Genomic DNA, 19,755 nt, shown 5'->3' with positions numbered 1-19,755 from the left:
CCTACCGCCTCTCTTTCTTCCTACCGCCTCTCTTCCTACCTTCACCGCTTTCCCAAGAAACATCAAGATGAAATTCGACGTACAAACCATCGACGCCAAGTGGCAAGCCACCTGGAACGAGAACGGTACCTACAAGACGACCACCGATCAGACGAAGCCTAAATATTACGTGCTCGACATGTTCCCGTACCCTTCCGGCGCGGGTCTGCACGTCGGCCACCCGCTCGGCTATATTGCTTCCGACATCGTCGCACGCAGCAAACGGCAGCAGGGTTTTAACGTCCTTCATCCGATGGGTTTTGACTCTTTCGGCCTTCCCGCCGAGCAGTACGCGATCGACACGGGTGTCCATCCGAGTGAATCGACGGCCGTCAATACCGAACGTTATAAAGAGCAAATGCAACGTCTCGGTCTCAGCTACGACTGGGATCGCGCCGTCAACACCTCCGACCCCAAATATTACAAATGGACACAGTGGATCGTCGGACGGGTTTTTGAGCACTGGTACGATAAGAATGTCGATAAAGCCCGGCCGATCAGTGAATTAGTCGACCACCTCGCCGAGCACGGAACCGTCGGCCTGAATGCCGCTCAGGGCGAACAACTGAACCTCACCGGCCATGCCTGGGGCGAACTTAGCGATAAAGAGCAGTCGGATGCACTGATGAACTACCGCCTGGCCTTCCGCTCGGTTAGCTACGTGAACTGGTGCGAAGCGCTCGGTACCGTCCTGGCTAACGACGAAGTGAAAGATGGCAAGAGCGAACGGGGCAACCACCCCGTGGTCCAAAAACCGATGCTCCAGTGGTCCCTCCGCATTACCGCCTACGCTGACCGCCTGCTCGAAGGCCTCGACCGCGTCGATTACTCCGACGGCCTCAAGGCCCAGCAACGCAACTGGATCGGCCGCTCCACCGGCGCGCAAGCTTTCTTCGATATTGCCGACCACGATGGCAAAAGACTGGAAGTGTTTACCACCCGGCCCGATACGATCTTTGGAACCACATTTATGGTCATCGCCCCCGAGCACGATCACGTCGCTGAGCTAACCACTGAAGACCAACTTCAGGATATCCAGGATTATCTCGCCTACGTCGGCAGCCGGAGCGAAATCGACCGCCAGGCGGAAACGAAGGTAACCGGTGCTTTTACGGGTAGCTACTGTATCAATCCCTTTACCGAAAAGCGCGTCCCGATCTACATCGCCGAGTACGTCCTCAAGGATTACGGTACCGGCGCGATCATGGCCGTCCCGAGTGACGACGAGCGGGATATGCGTTTCGCCGAGAAATTTGGGATTGAGATTGTCAATGTCATCGACAAATCAGACTTCCCCGGTGCGTCGCTCAAAGACAAGGTCGGTAAGCTTATTAACTCTGATTTCCTAAATGGGATGGAGGTAGAAGAAGCCATCACCGCCGCCACCGACCGCCTCGGTGAGATGGGGCGTGGTAAGGAGCAGATCAATTTTCGCATTCGCGACCTCGTCTTCAGCCGCCAACGCTACTGGGGCGAACCTTGGCCGATTATCTATAACGAGCAGGATATCCCGACGCTGGTCCCTGCGGAAGATCTACCCGTCGAGCTTCCCCCGATGGACGACTTCCGCGCGGTCTCCGGCGTCAGTCCGCTCGAACGTGCTACCGAATGGAATACGCTAGAGAACGGTCGCCGCGAAACCGATACCATGCCCGCCACGGCCGGTTCCAACTGGTATTACCTCCGCTACATGGACCCCAACAATGACGGGGAGTTCGTAGCCAAAGACGTGGTGGACTACTGGCAAGACGTGGACCTTTACGTCGGTGGTGCCGAGCATGCGGTCAGCCACATCCTTTACAGTCGCCTGATCCACAAATTTTTGTTCGATCTGGACAAAGTACCTACCGACGAGCCTTACAAGAAATTACTCAACCAGGGCATGATTGGCGCGCCGATCGTCAATATCCATTCGGGTGTACTGCTCACGGAAGATCACCAACGTCACGCCATTTGGGTGAGCCACACGGTCGCCGAAGGAACACCACTTGAGATTGATGGAGTTGGCAAAGGCCACCTCGTGCTCGACGAGAGCGCGCTCGATCGGAAAGTGCCCCTACGAATGGTGGAGGAAACGAGCGTCAATAACGAACCTAGCTACCGTATACATAAGGATGCGATCGATAAGCTTGCGGCTGACGAGGCGCAGGATGCGGCCTACTTCCGGACGGTGCTGGAGCAGGCTGGCGCATTTAACTGGGAATTGGATAAGGAAGGGCGGCAGTTCATCGAGCTGAGCTACGCGATGGGGAAAATGTCGAAGTCGAAGTACAACGTCATTAATCCCGACGATCTGCGGGAACGCTACGGCACGGACACGTTCCGGATGTACGAGATGTTCCTCGGGCCCATCGACCAGGCCAAGCCCTGGTCCGTTTCGGGCATCGACGGTGTGTACCGCTTTTTGCGCCGCTTTTGGAATCTTTTCGTCAACGAAGACGAACTGAGCGTATCAGATAAGGAGTCGACGAAGGCGGAGATGAAGATCCTGCACACGCTCATCAAAAAGGTGACGGAAGATATTGATAAGCTGAGTTTTAACACCTGCGTTTCTGCATTTATGGTAGCGACGAATGACCTGATCAAAGCTAAGTGCGATAAGAGAGCCATTCTAGAGCCGATGGTGCGGCTGATCGCACCATTTGCGCCACACGTAGCCGAAGAGTTGTTTGCCGCGCTGGGTGGGCAGGGTAGCGTTCACCACGCCGCTTTTCCGGAGGTCGAAGAGAAGTGGCTGGTGGAAGATAGCCACACTTACCCCATCGCTTTCAACGGTAAAACACGTCTGACGCTCGACTTCCCGGCGGGAGCTTCGAAGCAGGAGATCGAAGACTCGGCGCGGGCGGATGAGAAAGTAGCCGCGCAGTTGGAAGGCAAGACGGTCCGCAAAGTAATCGTCGTCCCCGGGCGGATGGTGAACTTCGTGGTGGGGTAATTTTCTTTGCTCTTTGCTCTTTGCTCTTTGCTCTTTGCTCTTTGCTCTTTCGTCCAAACTCCGCACCCGCGACCGCGCCCTCAATATTAAGGGCGCGGTCGCGGGTGCAAGGTAAATGGGTAGAGGAGCGGAGAAGCTAACCTCCAGGCAGCGACTCAAAACCGTTCCATAGAAGTGTTGTCTGCTGGCACAAAATGCAAGTACATCTCCGTAGCCAGACTGAAATTCACACATTTTACCACTTTACGTAGTGGATGGAAGAATTCAAAACGAACGATAGACTATCAATAATTTGTGCTTGATCATTCGATTTTGTCGCTTAATTGAGAACCCGATACAATACGTTAGCTAATTTGCTAACACCAAAATGTTAAACGCTGTCAGCGACGTTTTCTGGAAAGAAAATTGTGAAATTTAGTGGGTAAAAGTGGGAAAATGTGTTGCTCGTACGTACTTTTACGTTCGTCACGGGGCAAGTGAGCCCCTGCGCAAATGATCTATGATTCCACACTACGGCTTGATCGGTGAGTATGAAGTTTCCCTCGATGCGAAGGGCAGATTTCGTATGCCCGCCGGTCTTTTGAAGAAGTTGGGAGATACCGATCACTTGCAATTCGTCATCCGTCAGGGTTGGGACCCGCACTTAACACTGTACCCCCGGCCCGTGTGGGAAAAAGAGATCGAGGCGCTCAACCAGCGCTCCGAACTGGACCCCCGCGTGAAGCAATACGCCCAGGCTTTCTGGCGTGGCGCTAACGAAGTTTCGCTCGATTCGGCCGACCGTATTCAGTTGCCCAAAAGGCTTCAGACCTACGCCAGCCAAGTCAGCAAACTGATCCTGACCGCGCGCGAAGACAAAATTGAAATCTGGACGGAAACCGAGTACGACAAACTACTCGAGGTCCCCGCGGAAGACTACGCGGCCCTCGGTAGAGAGTTATTCGGTAATCTACCCGCGTACCCGGTAAACCCACCCGCTTAAGTGAGTGCGGAATACCACGTGCCGGTGCTGGCCCACGAATGCGTGGAAGCATTGAATCTCCGTCCGGGAGGAGTTTACGTAGACGTAACCTTCGGTGGGGGTGGCCACAGCCGCCTCATCCTCGAACACGCTAAGGACATGGATCTGAAGCTGTTCGGTTTTGACCAGGATGAGGAAGCCAGGGCCAATGCTCTCCCCGATGACCGCTTCACCTTCGTAGCCGCCAACTTCCGCCACCTACGCAACCACTTGCGCCTGTACGGCATCACCCAGATCGATGGGTTGCTCGCCGACCTGGGGGTTTCCAGCCACCAGTTCAACCAGGCCGAAAGGGGGTTCAGTTACCGTTTCAACGCGGACCTGGACATGCGCATGGGCAAGACCGCCGACCGGACGGCCGCCGACATAGTGAATAACTACGAAGCGGACGACCTGCAGAAAGTCTTGGGGGAATACGGCGAAGTCCGTAACGCCCGCACCCTGGCCCAGGCAATCGCCGAAGCTCGGGAGCGCCAGCCGATCGTATCCATTCAGGACTTCCTGGACGTGTGCGATCCGCTAGTTCGAGGCACGCGGCCCCGCTACCTGGCACAAGTTTTTCAAGCATTAAGAATAGAAGTTAACGACGAGATCGGCGCACTTACTGATTTATTGGCTACGGCCACCGACTTACTGATACCACAACACGGTCGACTCGTCGTTATTTCTTATCACTCTCTGGAAGATCGCATCACCAAGAACTTCCTAAAAACCGGTAACGCTAAGGGGGAAATGATCAAAGATTTTTACGGGAACATTGACCGACCGTACAAAATCCTGACCAAGAAACCAGTGCTGCCACCCGCTGATGAACTTCAGCGAAACTCCCGCGCCCGTAGCGCTAAAATGCGGGTGGGGGAACGAGCCGCGAGCACCAAGTAATAAGACCACTTAGTACCCGAAGTTCAGTCTATATTTTTCTAATTACGTGTGAAACAAAAAATGGCAGCCAAGAGTAAAAAAAGCCGATCCTACGACGTGTCGACCTTTATCCTGAGTAACCTCGGCTTCATTGCTTTTCTGGGCGTCCTCGCGCTGGTGTACATCGGTAATGCCCACTACGCCGAGTTCAACGTTCGCCGGATACAAACACTAGAGAAAGACCTGAAGGAGAAGAACTGGCTTTACCTCACGCTACAGAGCGAAAACATGTACAATGGCCTCCGCTCCGAAGTCGTCGAAACCGTCCGGGAAGACGGCCTGAGAATGCACCGGGGTAAACCAAAAAAACTGGTCGTTAACGACTAAAAGATGGCGAGACGTCAAACCGCCGACCACTCAAAGAACAACAGCACACCACCTTTCAACACGTTTTGCCGCCATGGCCGTTAATTTTAAAGACGAAGTCCTCCTCCGGGTCTACATCATCTTCGCGGTGATCGTCGTGCCCGTGGCCCTCTTGCTCGTATACCGTACGTTCGAGATTGCGGTCTTCGACCAGGACAAATACCAGGAGTTAGGCAAGGCGTACGTGCGGGACGTAACCCTCCAGGCCGAACGTGGAAACATCTACTCCCAGGATGATAACCTGTTGGCCACTTCCGTTCCCTACTTCAGTCTGCGCTTCGACCCCTTCATGGCCGGCCCGAAGGATTACTACGGCAACATCGACAGCCTCGCTTATCTTATCTCCCTCCACATCGACCCCAGCCACACGGCCGGCGACTGGCGGGACAGCTTGGTGTACATGCGCGACAGCATGGTCAACGGCGCGAATCACTATTACCGGCTATCCGAAAGTGTCAGCTACCGCGATCTGCAATTCATCCAAACGTTTCCCCTGTTCAACCTCGGCCGTTTGGGCGGCGGACTGATCGTGGAGAACCGCGAAGAACGGAAGCGCCCTTTCGGTTGGCTCGCCCGCCGCACGGTTGGTAAGCTGGGTACCGAAAAGGTCGGACTAGAAGAAGCCTTCGACGAGCAACTGGCGGGTAAAAAGGGCCAAGCCAGGATGTTCCGCATTCCTAACGGCGGAGGCTGGTTGCCACTGGAGGACCTGACGGTCGTAGAGCCCACCGCCGGCGCCGACGTCCACAGCACGATTAACGTCAATATTCAGGACATCACGGAGAACGCCCTCTTCAAAGCCGCCCGCCGCCACCTGCCGGACTGGGGCACGGCCATCGTCATGGACGTAGAAACGGGTGCCATCCGGGCCATCGCGAACCTAGGTAAGGGAAATAACACCAGCAATAAGTACTACGAAAACTATAACTACGCCATCGCTAAGTCGACCGAGCCGGGCTCCACCTTCAAGCTCGCCACGATGATGGCCCTCCTGGAAGACGGCAAAGTCACGCTCGAAGACGAGATCGACATCGAGCGGGGTGAAAAGACTTTTTACGATAAGACGATCAAGGATTCCAACCCCCTCAGCAAGAATTGGAACACGATCAGCATTCGTCAGGCTTTCGAGCAGTCCTCCAATGTCGCCATGGCCAAGCTGGCGGATAGTCTTTACCGGGGCAACGAATTCAGCGAACGGCTCCAGGATTTCCATTTGGCGGAAAAAACTGGTTTGGAGATCACCGGAGAAGCCGAACCATTCATTGCCGATACGACCTCCGAGTTTTGGTCCGGCATCTCCCGCGCCTGGCTCGCCTTTGGCTACGAGAGTCGCCTGACGCCGCTACAAACGCTGACATTTTTCAACTCAGTCGCTAATAATGGCCGGTACATGAAGCCTTACTTAGTCGAAGAGTTGCGGCGGGAGGGTAAATCCGTTGAGCGCTTCAAGCCAACCGTCGTCGAGGAGAACATTGCTTCCCAAACAACCATCGAGCAGTTACAGTCACTGCTGGAGGGCGTCGTGGATAGGGGAACCGCCCGCAAACTAAAATCCGATCAGTATCGGTTCGCGGGCAAAACCGGTACTAGCCAGCAGAACTACGGCAAGCGCGGTAAAAAGAAATACCAGGCCAGTTTCGCCGGTTACTTCCCGGCCGAAAATCCAAAATACAGCATCATCGTCGTGATCTTCAACCCTAGCCAGGGCGCGTATTACGGTGGCGAAGTGGCCGGCCCCGTTTTTAGGGAGATCGCCGATAATATCTACAACAGCATGATTGAGGTGCACGAGCCGCTCAATCAGGGCCCGCGCCCCGTACTCTACGCTAGCCAGCTGCCGGACAAAGATGTCGGCTTCACCACGGAGATTGAAACAATCCTTCGCTACGTCAACGTCAGCACGGATTCGATCACACAAACCGAGATGGCCGAAGTGCGCTCTTCCGATGAACGGGTGTCGTTGCAAGCTACCCGACCCGGTAATCCAGTATACCCTGACGTGCGCGGGATGCGCTTGCGTGACGCCATTTATGTGCTGGAGAATGCCGGCCACGTCGTTCAACCTAAAGGCGTGGGCCGCGTGACCAAGCAAGTTTGGCAAAGTGATGTCGGCAGTGGAAAGGGCAAAAACGTTACGCTCGTTCTCAACTGACGCTACGCCAACCGGGCCGTACACAAACAAGATTTACTAAGCGAATTCATTTTTTTGCAACCTATCTAGAAACCATGCACCTCACTCATTTTACGGATCGCCTCACCATGATCGCCCTCGCCGGCGAGGTGGCGGGCCGTGGCGTGAGTGGCGTGGCCTTTGATTCTCGTAAGGTGAAGAAAGGTAGCCTCTTCGTTGCCGTCAAGGGCACTCAGGTTGACGGTCACGACTACATCACAAAAGCCATCGCCGCCGGAGCCACCGTAGTTGTTGGCGCGGACGCCGGTGCCATGAAAATTGCGCAAGAAAGCAAAGCTGATGGGTCGGAGCCGGTAACTTTCATTACCGTCGAAGACAGCGCCGCCGCCCTCGCCATCATCGCCGCGGCTTACTACGGTGACCCTAGCGAGGAACTAAAACTAATCGGCATTACCGGCACCAACGGCAAGACTACCGTCGCCACCCTGCTGCACGATCTTTTTACCGGACTGGGATACAAATGCGGACTACTCTCCACGGTAGAAATTCGGATTGGTAAAGAACCGAAACAAGCTACCCACACAACCCCCGATGCGATCAGCATCAACGCCAATCTGGCCGAAATGCGGGACGTCGGTTGTGACTACGTCTTCATGGAAGTCAGCAGCCACGCGATCGACCAGCGGCGCACGGTGGGTCTGGCTTTCGACGGCGGCGTATTCACCAACCTCAGCCACGACCACCTCGACTACCACGAAACCTTCCGGGCCTACCTCGAAGCCAAAAAAGCTTTTTTCGACCACCTCCCCAAAACGGCCTTCGCCCTCAGCAACGCCGACGATAAGAACGGACCGGTGATGCTGCAAAATACCGAGGCGAAAAAACGCTTCTACTCGCTCCGGAAAGTAGTTGACTACCGCGCGAAAGTGCTTAGTGATTCGCCACAGGGTTTACAACTCGAGATAGACGACACGGAACTTTTTACTCGCCTGCTCGGCCGCTACAATGCCTATAATTTGCTCGCCGCATACGGCGTCGCGCTGGAACTGGGGATGGAGAAAGATGAAGTCCTCGTTACGCTGAGTAGTCTCTCCGCACCGAACGGCCGGATGGAAAACGTAGCCGACCCCTCGGGAAGACTCACCACCGTAGTCGACTACGCCCACACACCGGACGCGCTCCAAAACATACTGGAAACGCTGAAACAAATCCTCGCCCCCAGTGCCAAACTCATCTGCGTGGTCGGTGCCGGCGGTGATCGGGACAAAACGAAAAGACCCGAAATGGCCCGCGTCGCGACGGATCTAGCCGATCGGGTAATTCTGACATCGGATAATCCCCGAACCGAATCTCCGGAAGCCATCCTTGACGATCTGTTTACCGGTCTAAAAAACCCTGCATCCCGCGCTCGCGCCCTCCGAATCACGGACCGACGTAGCGCCATTCAAACAGCCGTACAATTAGCTGATGACGGTGATATCGTGTTGGTCGCTGGAAAAGGACACGAGACGTATCAAGAAATCGACGGGGTCAAGCACCCTTTCGACGATAAAATAGAATTAACGAACGCCCTTAATCTCCGCACCCATGTTAGTTAATTTGTGGGAATGGCTGGGCGCTACGTTTGGCGATTTTCCGGGAGATAACCTCCTGGATTTTCTCAGCGTGCGCGCCGGGGTGGCCATCATCATTTCGCTTGTGATCAGCATGATCTTTGGTGGCAATATCATCCGGATGCTGCGGCGGAAGCAGATGGGCGAAGAGATTCGGGACCTGGGCCTGAAGGGACAGAAGCAAAAAGTGGGCACCCCGACAATGGGTGGCATCATCATTCTGCTCGCTATCCTGGTTCCCTGCCTATTGATGGGTGACCTCACGAATATCTACATGGTCACGATGCTCGTTTCTACGGTGTGGCTCGGAGCGATCGGGTTCTTGGATGACTACCTGAAGCAAAAAAAGAAAAACAAGGATGGGCTGGCTGGTAAATTCAAAATACTGGGTCAAGTCGGGTTAGGCGTCTTTATCGCTACCGTGATGTTATTCAACGACCAAATCGTGGTCCGTATGGCCGTGGAGGCTGCCTCCGAAATCGGTTTATCCGAAGCCGATCGGGTGGGGGAAGTGACTACACTACAATTACCTAGTGGGGAATTCACCAACCGGGCAAATTACCGGACGACCATGACGAACGTGCCTTTTCTGCGGGATGGCGCCTTCGCGTACTCTGACGTAATGAGTTGGGTAAACATCGGGACCGAACTGGTCTGGATCGTCTTTATTCCCTTCATCATTTTTGTCGTGACGGCCGTCTCCAACGCGGCTAACCTCACGGACGGTTTGGATGGCTTAGCAACGGGTGTTTCCGCCATCATCGCCGGTACGCTCCTGATTTTTGCCTACGTAAGCTCCAACGCCATCGCCACGAATTACCTCGGTATTTTACTCTTGCCGGGGACGGAGGAATTAGTGATCTACGCGGGTTGTCTTTTCGGCGCTTGCCTCGGTTTTCTGTGGTACAATAGTTTTCCGGCTACGGTATTTATGGGTGATACCGGGTCACTGGCTTTGGGTGGGGTAATTGCGGCGCTGGCGATTCTATTGCGCAAGGAACTGCTGCTGCCCTTACTCTGTGGGGTATTTGTGGCGGAAAACGTGTCGGTCATTCTGCAGGTTGCCTACTTCAAATATACCAGACGAAAATACGGAGAGGGGAGGCGGATATTTAAGATGAGTCCACTTCATCATCACTACCAAAAAATCGGGATGCCGGAGACTAAGATTGTGATTCGGTTTTGGGTGGTGGGCTTGATGTTGGCGGTGGCTACTATTCTTACTTTGAAGTTGTGGTGAGTTTTGCCACGAAGGGCACAGAGTGGGTAGGAACACAAAAAACACATAAGAAGAAAGGAAGACACAGAAGGAGAAAAGAGAAAAGAATAAAGAGATAAGAATAGCTGCGTCGTAGCATAATTAAGATGAAGGAATTAAAGAACATCGTAGTACTGGGAGTCGGAGAATCCGGCGTAAGCGCGGCGCGGCTGGCGTTAGCGCAGGGGTACGAGGTGTTCGTTTCCGATGCGGGGCGTGGGGTGGAGCGGTTCGTTGGCGAGTTAGACGAGGCTGGTATTGCTTATGAGCTCGGGGGGCACAGCGAGGCCAAGATTTTTGGGGCAACGGAAGTAATCAAGAGTCCCGGTATTCCGGATCACGTACCATTGATTGTTGCCTTGCGGGAACGAGGAATTCTGGTGATTAGCGAGATTGAATTTGCGGCAAGATTTGCACCGCGCGGTTGTAAGATCGTTGGTATCACCGGCTCGAACGGTAAGACGACGACGACATTGCTGACACACCACTTGCTCGCTTTCGCTGGCGTGAAAGCCTTGGCCGGTGGTAATCTTGGCGACAGTTTTGCCCGATTATTACTGGACTTCCCGCCGCAAGATGTCTACGTGCTCGAACTGAGTAGTTTCCAGCTGGACGGAATTGTTGAATTCCGCCCGGACATCGCGGTAGTGCTCAACATCACGCCCGATCACCTGGACCGCTACGACTACTCCCTGGAAAAATACGCGGATAGCAAATTAAGCATCGCGCAATCTCAGCGGATAGACGATCGCCTACTCGTCCTCGCCGACCCTACAACCCTGGCACCCGCGCTCCGTCGCCAGGACCCCAAGAGCCAAATTAGTACGATCCGACCGGAAGATGTTTCCGGCAAATCAGTCCTCGTCGACGGCTACTCCTTCGAGCTCGCTTCCGGTCAACTGCGCGGAAAGCACAACGACCTGAACGCACTTTTCGCCATCCGGATCGCGCTGGAACTCGGCGTCAACGAGCAAGAAATCCAACTCGCCCTCGACAGCTTCGTACCCGCTCCGCACCGAATGGAAATTATTCCCACCACCGACGGTCGGACCTGGATCAACGACAGTAAAGCAACGAACGTCGATGCCACCTATTTCGCCCTCGAAGCGATGGACGGCCCAACCGTTTGGATTGCCGGTGGCACCGACAAGGGCAATGATTACGACGTCCTGCTCCCTCTCGTAAAAGACAAGATTCACACCCTGATCTGCATGGGCAAAGACAACGAAAAACTAAAAGAAACTTTCGCCGGTGTTATTCCAGAAATACTGGAATGTCACGGTGCTCAATCCGCCGTCGTTTTTGCCGGCCACCGCGCGGGTAAAAAAGATAACGTACTGCTCAGCCCCTGCTGCGCCAGTTTCGACCTGTTCAAAAATTACGTCGACCGCGGCGACCAGTTCCGCGCGGCCGTCCAAAAATTACACGCATGAGCATCTCGACACGGATAGCAACGGAGTTGCGGGGCGACCGCGTGATTTGGGCCCTGGTGGTGCTTTTCAGTATCATTTCCATGGTAGCGGTTTACTCTTCCGTATCCGACCTGGCCTACGAAGACCGGGGCGGTTCGACGGGGTATTACCTCGTCAAGCACGGCATCATCCTGGGCGTGGGCTTGGTGATTATTTACGTCGGGCACTTACTGGCGTACACAAAATATAGCCGCTGGGCCCCGGGTTTGCTGGTGGCCGCGGTGGTCTTGCTCTTGATGACTATGTTCTTTGGGTTGGAGATCAACAATGCGAAGCGTTGGTTAAAAATCCCGTTCGTGGGTCTTACGTTTCAGAGTTCCGATTTTGCTAAATTAGCCTTGATCATTTTTGTCGCGCGGTCGATTGGTTCGAAGCAGGAAGTGATTAAAGATTTTAAAGAGGCTTTTGTACCGATCATTCTACCCGTGGTTGGAATTTGTGCCCTAATCGCGGTAAATGATCTGAGTTCAGCCATTATGCTTTTCTTCATCTGTTTATTGATGATGGTCGTTGGCCGCGTGGCGTTGCAGTACGTGTTAATGCTGGTCCTAACCGGGCTCTGCGTATTCAGTCTAATGGTGATGATCGGGAGTAAATACCCTAGTTTAATTCCCCGGGCAGCTACTTGGGAAAGTCGAATTGAAAGCTTTTTTGACGGGCGCGAGCCGGACCCGCGGGCGATGGAGCAGGTGGATTATGCCACGGTCGCCATGTCGAACGGGGGCGTTTTCGGGCAGGGGCCGGGTAATTCTTTACAGCGTAACTATGTCTTTAGCGCCCACGCGGATTTTATCTATTCCATTATCGTCGAGGAATACGGCGCGCTCGGCGGGTTGGTCGTCATCGGGCTATACGTGCTCTTATTTTTTCGGGTAGTAAAACTCGTCACCAAAAGCTCCAAAGCCTTCGGGGCCATGGTGGCCTTTGGGATCGGTACGTCCTTGCTACTCCAAGCATTTTTTAATATCGCCGTTAATCTCGATTTATTACCCATCACGGGTTTGCCGCTGCCGTTGATTTCCATGGGCGGCACCTCTACTTTATTCACCTGTATTTCGCTCGGCATCATCTTGTCCGTCTCGAAGTACATCGAAGCATCCACCGCCGATGCAACGTAAATCATCAATTAATAACGAGCCACTGCGCATCATCGTGAGTGGCGGCGGCACCGGCGGGCACATCTTCCCGGCCATCGCCATTGCGGACGAGCTCAAGCGGCTTCGGCCCGGCAGTGAGTTCTTGTTCGTGGGCGCGAAAGGTAAAATGGAGATGGAAAAAGTGCCGAAAGCGGGTTATGAGATTGTTGGTTTGCCCATTCGTGGTTTGCAACGAAAGCTTACGCTGGAAAATCTCGGTTTCCCATTCAAAGTAATTGCCTCGCTGCTACTAAGCCGCAGAATCATCAAGCAATTTCGGCCCGATGTGGTGATTGGAACTGGCGGTTACGCAGGCGCGCCAGTACTGTACGTGGCGGCCAAAATGGGAGTGCTCACTCTAATTCAGGAGCCGAACGCCTTCGCTGGTTTGGCGAATAAATGGCTGGGTAAGCAGGTCGATAAAATCTGTGTTGCCTTCCCGGGCATGGAGCAATTTTTTCCAGCAACCAAATTAGTGCACACGGGCAATCCGGTGCGTGAAGATATGTTGAAGGAAGCCGCAAAATCACGGCCCGATAGCAGCGTCAATCACGACCGGCCTTGCGTGCTGTTGATGGGCGGTTCGGGGGGAGCTAAGTCTCTGAATGAAGCCATGCGCGCGGGTACGGAATTAATCAGGGCGCGGCCGCGGGTGCAGTGGAGGTGGCAGTGTGGCAAATACTACGAAGCGGAATACGAAACTTGTGATACGGCAAAACTTCCCAACGTAACGATGTCCGCCTTCATCGACGACATGGCAAAAGCTTACGCAGCGGCGGACGTCGTCATCGCTCGTGCCGGATCCACTACCATTGCCGAAATTCAGTACCTGGGCAAACCAGCCATTCTGGTTCCCAGCCCCTGGGTAGCGGAAGATCACCAAACTAAAAATGCGGAGGTGCTGGCCTTGAAAAGTGCGGCACTGCTGATTCCGGATGCCGAAACTGGTGAACGCCTGGTGAAAGAAACGCTACTGTTTCTGGATGACGCGCAGGCGCCCTTCGTGACTGGCCAAAATGCAAAGGCCATGGCCCAACCCGGTGCCGTGACGCGCATCGCCGAGGAGGTTTTGAAACTCATCGCTACTAAACCCGCACAATCATGATGGACCTGAAAGACATCGAGGAAGTCTACTTCATCGGCATTGGTGGCATCGGCATGAGTTCCATCGCCCGCTACTTCACCACGATTGGCGTGAAGGTGAGTGGTTACGACAAAACGCCTTCGGCGCTGACGGCTACGTTGGAAGAAGAAGGGATTTCCATTCATTTTGGTGAGGCCGCTATGGATAAGATACCTCCCGCCAGTCCCGGACTACTGATCGTCTTCACACCGGCCGTCCCGTCCGATTTTGCCGAACGAATCCACGTGGATAACGGTGATTACGTGGTTCTCAAACGCGCGCAAGTTCTCGGCATCATTAGCCGCGCGACCAACTGCGTAGCGATTGCCGGAACCCACGGAAAGACGACAACGACGACCATGACCGCGCACTTGATGACGGTTGCTGGTTTAGAACCAAAGGCTTTTTTGGGTGGTATCTCCCGCAACTTCAATAGTAATTACGTCCACGGAACCAGCGACTGGGTAGTCGTGGAAGCCGACGAATACGACCGCAGCTTTCTCCAGCTCGACCCCACCATCGCCGTCATCCTTTCGGCCGACCCCGATCACTTAGACATCTACGGCGACCACGCCACCATGCTGGAGGAAGGGTTCCGAGCTTTCGCTAAGCGGATCATCCCGGGTGGCCAGTTACTCGTGCGCCACGAAATAGCGCACCTGTTTTCTGATTTGGGTGACGTACTACTGAGTTCCTTCGGTATCGGGGCGGGAGACTTTTGCGCCCAGAATATTCACGTGCGGGATGGTTGTTTCTATTTCGATTTGCACGAGCCGGACGGACACATGGTTATTGATCTGCGCACGGAGTTGCCCGGAAGACACAACGTAGAAAATGCAGTTGCGGCCTGCGCGGTAACCCGGTTGTCGGGTGGGTCGGAGGCGGATATTCGTCGGGGCTTGGCGACGTTCAAAGGGATTAGCCGACGCTTCGAAAAAGTCTTCGACGACGGTAAGTTGGTAATTATTGACGATTACGCACACCACCCCACGGAATTAAATGCCGCCATTAACGCGGCACGCGAGCTGTATCCCGGAAAAGTCATCCGTGGCGTCTTTCAACCGCATTTATTTTCCCGGACGCAGGATTTCGCCGGCGGTTTTGCCGAGGCGCTCGACCAACTGGATCAAGCCATTCTGATCCCCATTTACCCGGCACGTGAAAAACCCCTCCCGGGCGTAACGAGTCAGTTGGTTTTTAATAAGATGAAAGCGGACAAAAAAAGGCTTTTTTCGAATGGTCAGATGCTGGAATGGGCGAAGAAACTTAATGAGGGCGTTCTATTGTTACTGGGCGCTGGCGATATTGATGCGTTGATCGGTGAAATTGCCAAATACCACAAAAATTATCCGCCGCATGGCTCGCAGTAAAGCAAAAGAAAAATTACCGTTTTTTATTCGCTTCATCCAGGGGGTGAAAAAGTATGGCTGGATATTTATCGGTCTAGCCATCGCCGCGCTCGCAATATCCGCGATTGGTTCGCGAGAGTCATCGCACGTCGCCACGGTCGCTCCGATCGTGATGCCTCTTCCTGACGGTAGCCTGCTAGTTACGCCGGAGCAATTAATCGAAAAACTAGGCGCCAGTTTCCTTAAGCCCATCAGTGAATGGTCACTGAACGATATTGACATAAAGCGGGTCGAAGAGGTGCTAGAAGCCCAGGCTTTCGTGGCCGATGCGGACGCTTTTGTGGACGACGACCTGCAGCTCAACATCATTGTTAATCAACGGATTCCGTTATTACGGGTAATTGGTGAGAGTGGACAGAATTACTATTTAGACGAGCAAGGCATTCGTATGCCGCTCAGTAATAATTATACCGCCCGGGTGCTGGTCGTTACGGGAAACGTGATGCTCTGGTCGGATGATTTTATGAACAACGAAAATAATCAGTTACACCAATTGGTGGAATTTACGCGATACGTCCGTGGCGACGAGATCCTGAATGCGCTCATCGAGCAAGTGTACGTGACGAATACGGGAGAATGGGTGTTGGCTCCGAAAGTCGGTGACCAAGTAATCTATCTCGGGCGCTACGAAAAAGAAAAGATTAAAGCGCGCTTGAAAAGACTAAAAACGTTCTATCGGGAAGGTCTTCCGTATGAAGGGTGGAGTAAGTACAAAAGCTTTGATTTGCGGTACAATGATCAAGTCGTTGCGCAAAAAAAATGACGGTCAAAACGTACCGAAACGCCCAGTTGAGAGACGGGTTTTTTCGCTACGGGAGAATATTGTTTTTTTATCGAAAAAACCGCCCGAAAAACTTGTGAAAACGAGGCTCGCGGGATACATTTGGGGAAGGCGAATTAGATCGATAAAATAACTGTTGACGTGGCCCAAAAGGGCTGCGTATTTTAATCAGTTTCACGTCCGGAAATCACCGTAGACCCACGGCTTTTGGATAGGTTTAGCTAAAAAGAATTTAAATAATGAAGGATACCACTCAAAATGAAATTATTGCCGCACTCGACATCGGCACCACTAAAGTTTGCGCCCTCGTGGGTAAAAGGGACGAGCACGGCCGTCTGGAGATACTGGGGACCGGTAAAGTAGAGTCCGAAGGTGTTATGCGCGGTGTTGTCAATAATATTGAAAAAACGATCCGCGCGATTCGTGAAGCCTGCGACATTGCGCGCCAGAACAGCGGGTTGGATTTTGACGTCGTCCACGTCGGCATCGCGGGCCAGCACATCAAGTCATTGCAACACCGGGGAATGCTCGTCCGGGACAACGCGCGGGAAGAAATTAACCAGGGAGACATCGACCGCTTGATCGGCGACATGCACAAGCTTGTGTTACCTCCCGGAGACAAAATCCTGCACGTAATTCCTCAGGAATATACGGTCGACATGGAGCAAGGGATCATCGACCCCATCGGAATGTCGGGTAGCCGGTTGGAAGCTAATTTCCACATCATCACCGGCCAGACGATGGCGAGCAACAACATCAATCGCTGCGTCGAGCGGGCAGATTTGGAAATGGCCAGCGTTACGTTGGAGCCCATCGCGAGTGCCGCATCCGTGCTGTACGACGACGAAAAGCGCGCCGGTGTTGCCCTGGTAGATATTGGCGGCGGTACCACCGACATGACTATTTATAAGGATGGGATTATTCGCCACACCGCGGTAATTCCCTTCGGTGGCAATGTCTTTACGACGGACATCAAGCAAGGGTGTACCGTGATGGACGAGCAGGCCGAAAAGCTTAAGGTGAATTACGGCCGTGCCGTACCCGCGGAGGTCGTGGAGAACAGGCTGATCGTCATCCCCGGGCTGCGTGGTCGTGACCCCAAGGAAATTAGTGAGCGCAATTTGGCGCTGATCATCCAGGCGCGCGCCGAAGAAATTCTTGACCACGTGCTGTGGGAGATCCGCCGCGCTGGATTTAGTGGGCAGGAGCTCATCGGCGGCATCGTGCTGACGGGTGGTGGTTCGCTACTGAAGGATCTGGACAAGCTGACGGAACTTCATACCGGATTGAGCACCCGCATGGGTACCCCCATTGAGCACCTGACCCACGGGTACCAGGAGAAATTGACCAGCCCGATTTATGCGACTGGTGTCGGTCTGTTGTTGCAAGGGTTCGCGGACGTAGATGCAGGGCGGATTGAGCCCGTGCTATCCCGCAAGAAAGAGAAAGAATCGATCGCCAAGGAAGCAGCTGCCGCCGCCATTCGCGCCGACGAAAACGCACAAGCACGAGCCGTTGCGGAAGCACGCTACCAGGACATGCAGTCTCGCCAGCAGGCTACCGCCGGCGAGGATGAGAACGGTTGGTTCAACAGCGTCTTTAAGAAAACCAAAGAATGGTTTGAAGCCGAACCGGATAACGATCTTTAGTAAACAAGTCAGGATTTGGAATGAGGCAAACCCTGCTTCTTCTCGAATCTGCCGGCACCAGCGTCCGCGCCCAAAGCCACGAGTAGCGGCTTATCTATTTTAACAACTCGAAACAAAAAAACTGTAGGCAAATTGACCGGCCTACTTCGCCCGCAAAATATACCAGCCAGCTTCAAAAGGTGTGAAACCGGTGAGGACCGCGCTGAACGGGCACAAAACCTGAATTATGACATTTGATATTCCAACGGACGAAGCACCCATCATCAAAGTAATCGGCGTCGGTGGCGGTGGCTCTAATGCCGTCAACCACATGTACGACCAGGGTATCATCGGCGTAGATTTTGCCATTTGCAATACGGACCACCAGGCATTGGAACAGAGCCACGTACCCACGAAAATGCACCTCGGCCCCAACCTCACGGAAGGGCGTGGCGCCGGCTCCAAGCCGACCGTCGGCAAACTTGCCTGCGAAGAGAGCATCGAGGAAGTTAAAAAGTACCTCAACAACAACTGCCGGATGCTCTTCGTCACCGCCGGCATGGGTGGTGGAACGGGAACTGGGGCCGCACCGATCATCGCGAAAACCGCCCGGGAAATGGGTATTCTTACCGTCGGTATTGTGACCCTTCCCTTCACGTTTGAAGGCCGCCGCCGTGCGACCAATGGCATGGAAGGGCTGCAAGAATTGAAGGAGAACGTAGACACCCTCATCGTCGTGAGTAACGACAAACTTCGCCAGATCCACGGTAATCTGAGTCTGAAAGATGCCTTCTCCCGCGCGGACAATATTCTGACGACCGCCGCCAAGGGCATCGCCGAAATCATCACCGTGCCCGGTTACGTAAACGTTGACTTCGAAGACGTAAATACCGTGATGCGGGATAGCGGCGTAGCGATTATGGGAACGGCCATGGCGGAAGGTGAAGACCGCGCGCGCCAGGCCGTAGACCAAGCATTGCACAGCCCACTCTTAGAGGACAACGACATTCGTGGAGCTGAGCACATTCTACTGAACATCACCTCCGGAACGCGTGAGGTGACCATGGATGAGATCTTTGAGATCACGGAATTTGTGCAGGAGGAAGCGGGTTACGGAACGGACCTGATCTGGGGTAACTGTTTCGACGAAAACATGGGCGACAAACTCAGCGTGACCGTGATCGCAACCGGATTTGGTGCGAGCAAAAACCTGAATACGGTAGCTGGGAAGGAGCGCATGACCGTGCACCTGGACGGGGAAACGCCCGCGGCGACCGAGTCGCCACGACGCGTTTCACTAGAAGACATCACCGGTGAAGCTGACCCCGTTGGTTTTAACCGCGATACAAAAACGACGACTTTCGAATTTGAAAACCTCGAAGAAGCAAAAGCCCGTCTTCGCCCCCGTTCACGCAACGAGGAGCGCAGCTTCACGAGTAGCTACCTGAAGGACGAAGAGGAAGCGCGCCGCGAAGCCCAACGCCGGGAAATGGAAGCAGTTGACGAAGCACGACGCGCCCAGTTACGCAGCAAAAAAGAGCTTCCCAAATTGAGTAACCCGAACGTAGTCGTAGAGATGGAAAAGCAGCCCGCATACCTGCGGCGCAACGTACAGCTCGAGAATATTACGGCGGCGGAGTCAGATGAGTTAAGTCGTTACAGCATCAGTGACGACGAAAATTTACCCCTCCGGAGCGGCAACCGTTATTTACACGACAACGTCGACTAATTCACTGGTTGGCTTAAGACTGATGAGTAGTGGCGAAGGTGAGTGTGCTTCTGTACCAAGTAGCACGGCCAACAAGAATTTCACACCTTTTTAGCTTTGACGCGGGCACCGGGGGGTCAATCCTGGTGTCCGCTTTTCTAGTGGTGCGGTCAAATACAAGGCAACGTTACGCCCAACGGTGCGTTACGACCAA

General features: G+C 53.9%; 14 protein-coding genes. All 14 read left to right on the top strand.

Annotated features, from left to right (window positions below):
- Window positions 1-67: 67 nt before the first annotated feature.
- The 14 genes from GGR27_RS03800 (at window position 68) to ftsZ (ending at window position 19,562) form a co-directional block, all read left to right on the top strand.
- Complete coding sequence (locus GGR27_RS03800; RefSeq protein WP_168036051.1) at window positions 68-2,974, top strand: leucine--tRNA ligase; 2,907 nt, start codon at window positions 68-70, stop codon at window positions 2,972-2,974.
- 499 nt (window positions 2,975-3,473) lie between these two features.
- Window positions 3,474-3,956, top strand: a complete 483-nt coding sequence (locus tag GGR27_RS03795; protein ID WP_168036050.1) for a division/cell wall cluster transcriptional repressor MraZ — start codon at window positions 3,474-3,476, stop codon at window positions 3,954-3,956.
- On the top strand, window positions 3,957-4,877 hold the full coding sequence (rsmH, locus tag GGR27_RS03790) for a 16S rRNA (cytosine(1402)-N(4))-methyltransferase RsmH (protein WP_168036049.1): 921 nt from the start codon (window positions 3,957-3,959) through the stop codon (window positions 4,875-4,877).
- Window positions 4,878-4,937: 60 nt separating this feature from the next.
- Window positions 4,938-5,243: an FtsL-like putative cell division protein gene (locus GGR27_RS03785; RefSeq protein WP_168036048.1), complete on the top strand. Its 306-nt coding sequence runs from the start codon at window positions 4,938-4,940 to the stop codon at window positions 5,241-5,243.
- Between the two features lie 73 nt (window positions 5,244-5,316).
- Window positions 5,317-7,434 (top strand): penicillin-binding transpeptidase domain-containing protein, encoded by a 2,118-nt coding sequence (locus GGR27_RS03780; RefSeq protein ID WP_168036047.1) that lies wholly within the window; start codon window positions 5,317-5,319, stop codon window positions 7,432-7,434.
- 74 nt (window positions 7,435-7,508) lie between these two features.
- The gene (locus GGR27_RS03775) at window positions 7,509-9,011 is read left to right on the top strand and encodes a UDP-N-acetylmuramoyl-L-alanyl-D-glutamate--2,6-diaminopimelate ligase (RefSeq protein ID WP_168036046.1); all 1,503 of its coding nucleotides are present in this window, start codon (window positions 7,509-7,511) and stop codon (window positions 9,009-9,011) included.
- On the top strand, window positions 9,001-10,266 hold the full coding sequence (mraY, locus tag GGR27_RS03770) for a phospho-N-acetylmuramoyl-pentapeptide-transferase (RefSeq protein WP_168036045.1): 1,266 nt from the start codon (window positions 9,001-9,003) through the stop codon (window positions 10,264-10,266). Before GGR27_RS03775 ends, mraY begins: the two co-directional genes overlap by 11 nt.
- Window positions 10,267-10,391: 125 nt before the next feature.
- Entirely contained in the window at window positions 10,392-11,717 is a 1,326-nt protein-coding gene (gene murD / locus GGR27_RS03765) for a UDP-N-acetylmuramoyl-L-alanine--D-glutamate ligase (RefSeq protein ID WP_168036044.1), read from the top strand.
- Window positions 11,714-12,874 carry an FtsW/RodA/SpoVE family cell cycle protein gene (locus tag GGR27_RS03760; protein WP_168036043.1) on the top strand — a complete coding sequence of 387 codons (1,161 nt, stop codon included), beginning with the start codon at window positions 11,714-11,716 and terminating at the stop codon, window positions 12,872-12,874. The genes murD and GGR27_RS03760 overlap by 4 nt, the downstream gene beginning before the upstream one ends.
- Window positions 12,864-13,997, top strand: a complete 1,134-nt coding sequence (gene murG / locus GGR27_RS03755) for an undecaprenyldiphospho-muramoylpentapeptide beta-N-acetylglucosaminyltransferase (RefSeq protein WP_168036042.1) — start codon at window positions 12,864-12,866, stop codon at window positions 13,995-13,997. Before GGR27_RS03760 ends, murG begins: the two co-directional genes overlap by 11 nt.
- A complete protein-coding gene (gene murC / locus GGR27_RS03750; protein ID WP_245184386.1) occupies window positions 13,994-15,385 on the top strand; it encodes a UDP-N-acetylmuramate--L-alanine ligase in 1,392 nt (463 codons plus the stop codon). The genes murG and murC overlap by 4 nt, the downstream gene beginning before the upstream one ends.
- Complete coding sequence (locus GGR27_RS03745) at window positions 15,372-16,187, top strand: cell division protein FtsQ/DivIB (RefSeq protein WP_168036041.1); 816 nt, start codon at window positions 15,372-15,374, stop codon at window positions 16,185-16,187. The genes murC and GGR27_RS03745 overlap by 14 nt, the downstream gene beginning before the upstream one ends.
- A 257-nt stretch (window positions 16,188-16,444) precedes the next feature.
- Window positions 16,445-17,854 carry a cell division protein FtsA gene (gene ftsA, locus GGR27_RS03740; RefSeq protein ID WP_168036040.1) on the top strand — a complete coding sequence of 470 codons (1,410 nt, stop codon included), beginning with the start codon at window positions 16,445-16,447 and terminating at the stop codon, window positions 17,852-17,854.
- Between the two features lie 226 nt (window positions 17,855-18,080).
- Window positions 18,081-19,562: a cell division protein FtsZ gene (ftsZ, locus tag GGR27_RS03735; RefSeq protein WP_168036039.1), complete on the top strand. Its 1,482-nt coding sequence runs from the start codon at window positions 18,081-18,083 to the stop codon at window positions 19,560-19,562.
- Window positions 19,563-19,755: the final 193 nt, after the last annotated feature.

It is taken from the genome of Neolewinella antarctica (assembly GCF_011927835.1).
GTDB lineage: Bacteria > Bacteroidota > Bacteroidia > Chitinophagales > Saprospiraceae > Neolewinella > Neolewinella antarctica.
This window is presented reverse-complemented; position numbering and strand designations above follow the sequence as displayed.

Coding starts and splice junctions, on each gene's coding strand:
- GGR27_RS03760 (WP_168036043.1), top strand. CDS start 11,714: ATGAGCATCTCGACACGGATAGCAACGGAGTTGCGGGGCGACCGCGTG.
- GGR27_RS03780 (WP_168036047.1), top strand. CDS start 5,317: ATGGCCGTTAATTTTAAAGACGAAGTCCTCCTCCGGGTCTACATCATC.
- ftsZ (WP_168036039.1), top strand. CDS start 18,081: ATGACATTTGATATTCCAACGGACGAAGCACCCATCATCAAAGTAATC.
- mraY (WP_168036045.1), top strand. CDS start 9,001: ATGTTAGTTAATTTGTGGGAATGGCTGGGCGCTACGTTTGGCGATTTT.
- ftsA (WP_168036040.1), top strand. CDS start 16,445: ATGAAGGATACCACTCAAAATGAAATTATTGCCGCACTCGACATCGGC.
- GGR27_RS03800 (WP_168036051.1), top strand. CDS start 68: ATGAAATTCGACGTACAAACCATCGACGCCAAGTGGCAAGCCACCTGG.
- murD (WP_168036044.1), top strand. CDS start 10,392: ATGAAGGAATTAAAGAACATCGTAGTACTGGGAGTCGGAGAATCCGGC.
- GGR27_RS03775 (WP_168036046.1), top strand. CDS start 7,509: ATGCACCTCACTCATTTTACGGATCGCCTCACCATGATCGCCCTCGCC.
- GGR27_RS03745 (WP_168036041.1), top strand. CDS start 15,372: ATGGCTCGCAGTAAAGCAAAAGAAAAATTACCGTTTTTTATTCGCTTC.
- GGR27_RS03795 (WP_168036050.1), top strand. CDS start 3,474: ATGATTCCACACTACGGCTTGATCGGTGAGTATGAAGTTTCCCTCGAT.
- murC (WP_245184386.1), top strand. CDS start 13,994: ATGATGGACCTGAAAGACATCGAGGAAGTCTACTTCATCGGCATTGGT.
- GGR27_RS03785 (WP_168036048.1), top strand. CDS start 4,938: ATGGCAGCCAAGAGTAAAAAAAGCCGATCCTACGACGTGTCGACCTTT.
- murG (WP_168036042.1), top strand. CDS start 12,864: ATGCAACGTAAATCATCAATTAATAACGAGCCACTGCGCATCATCGTG.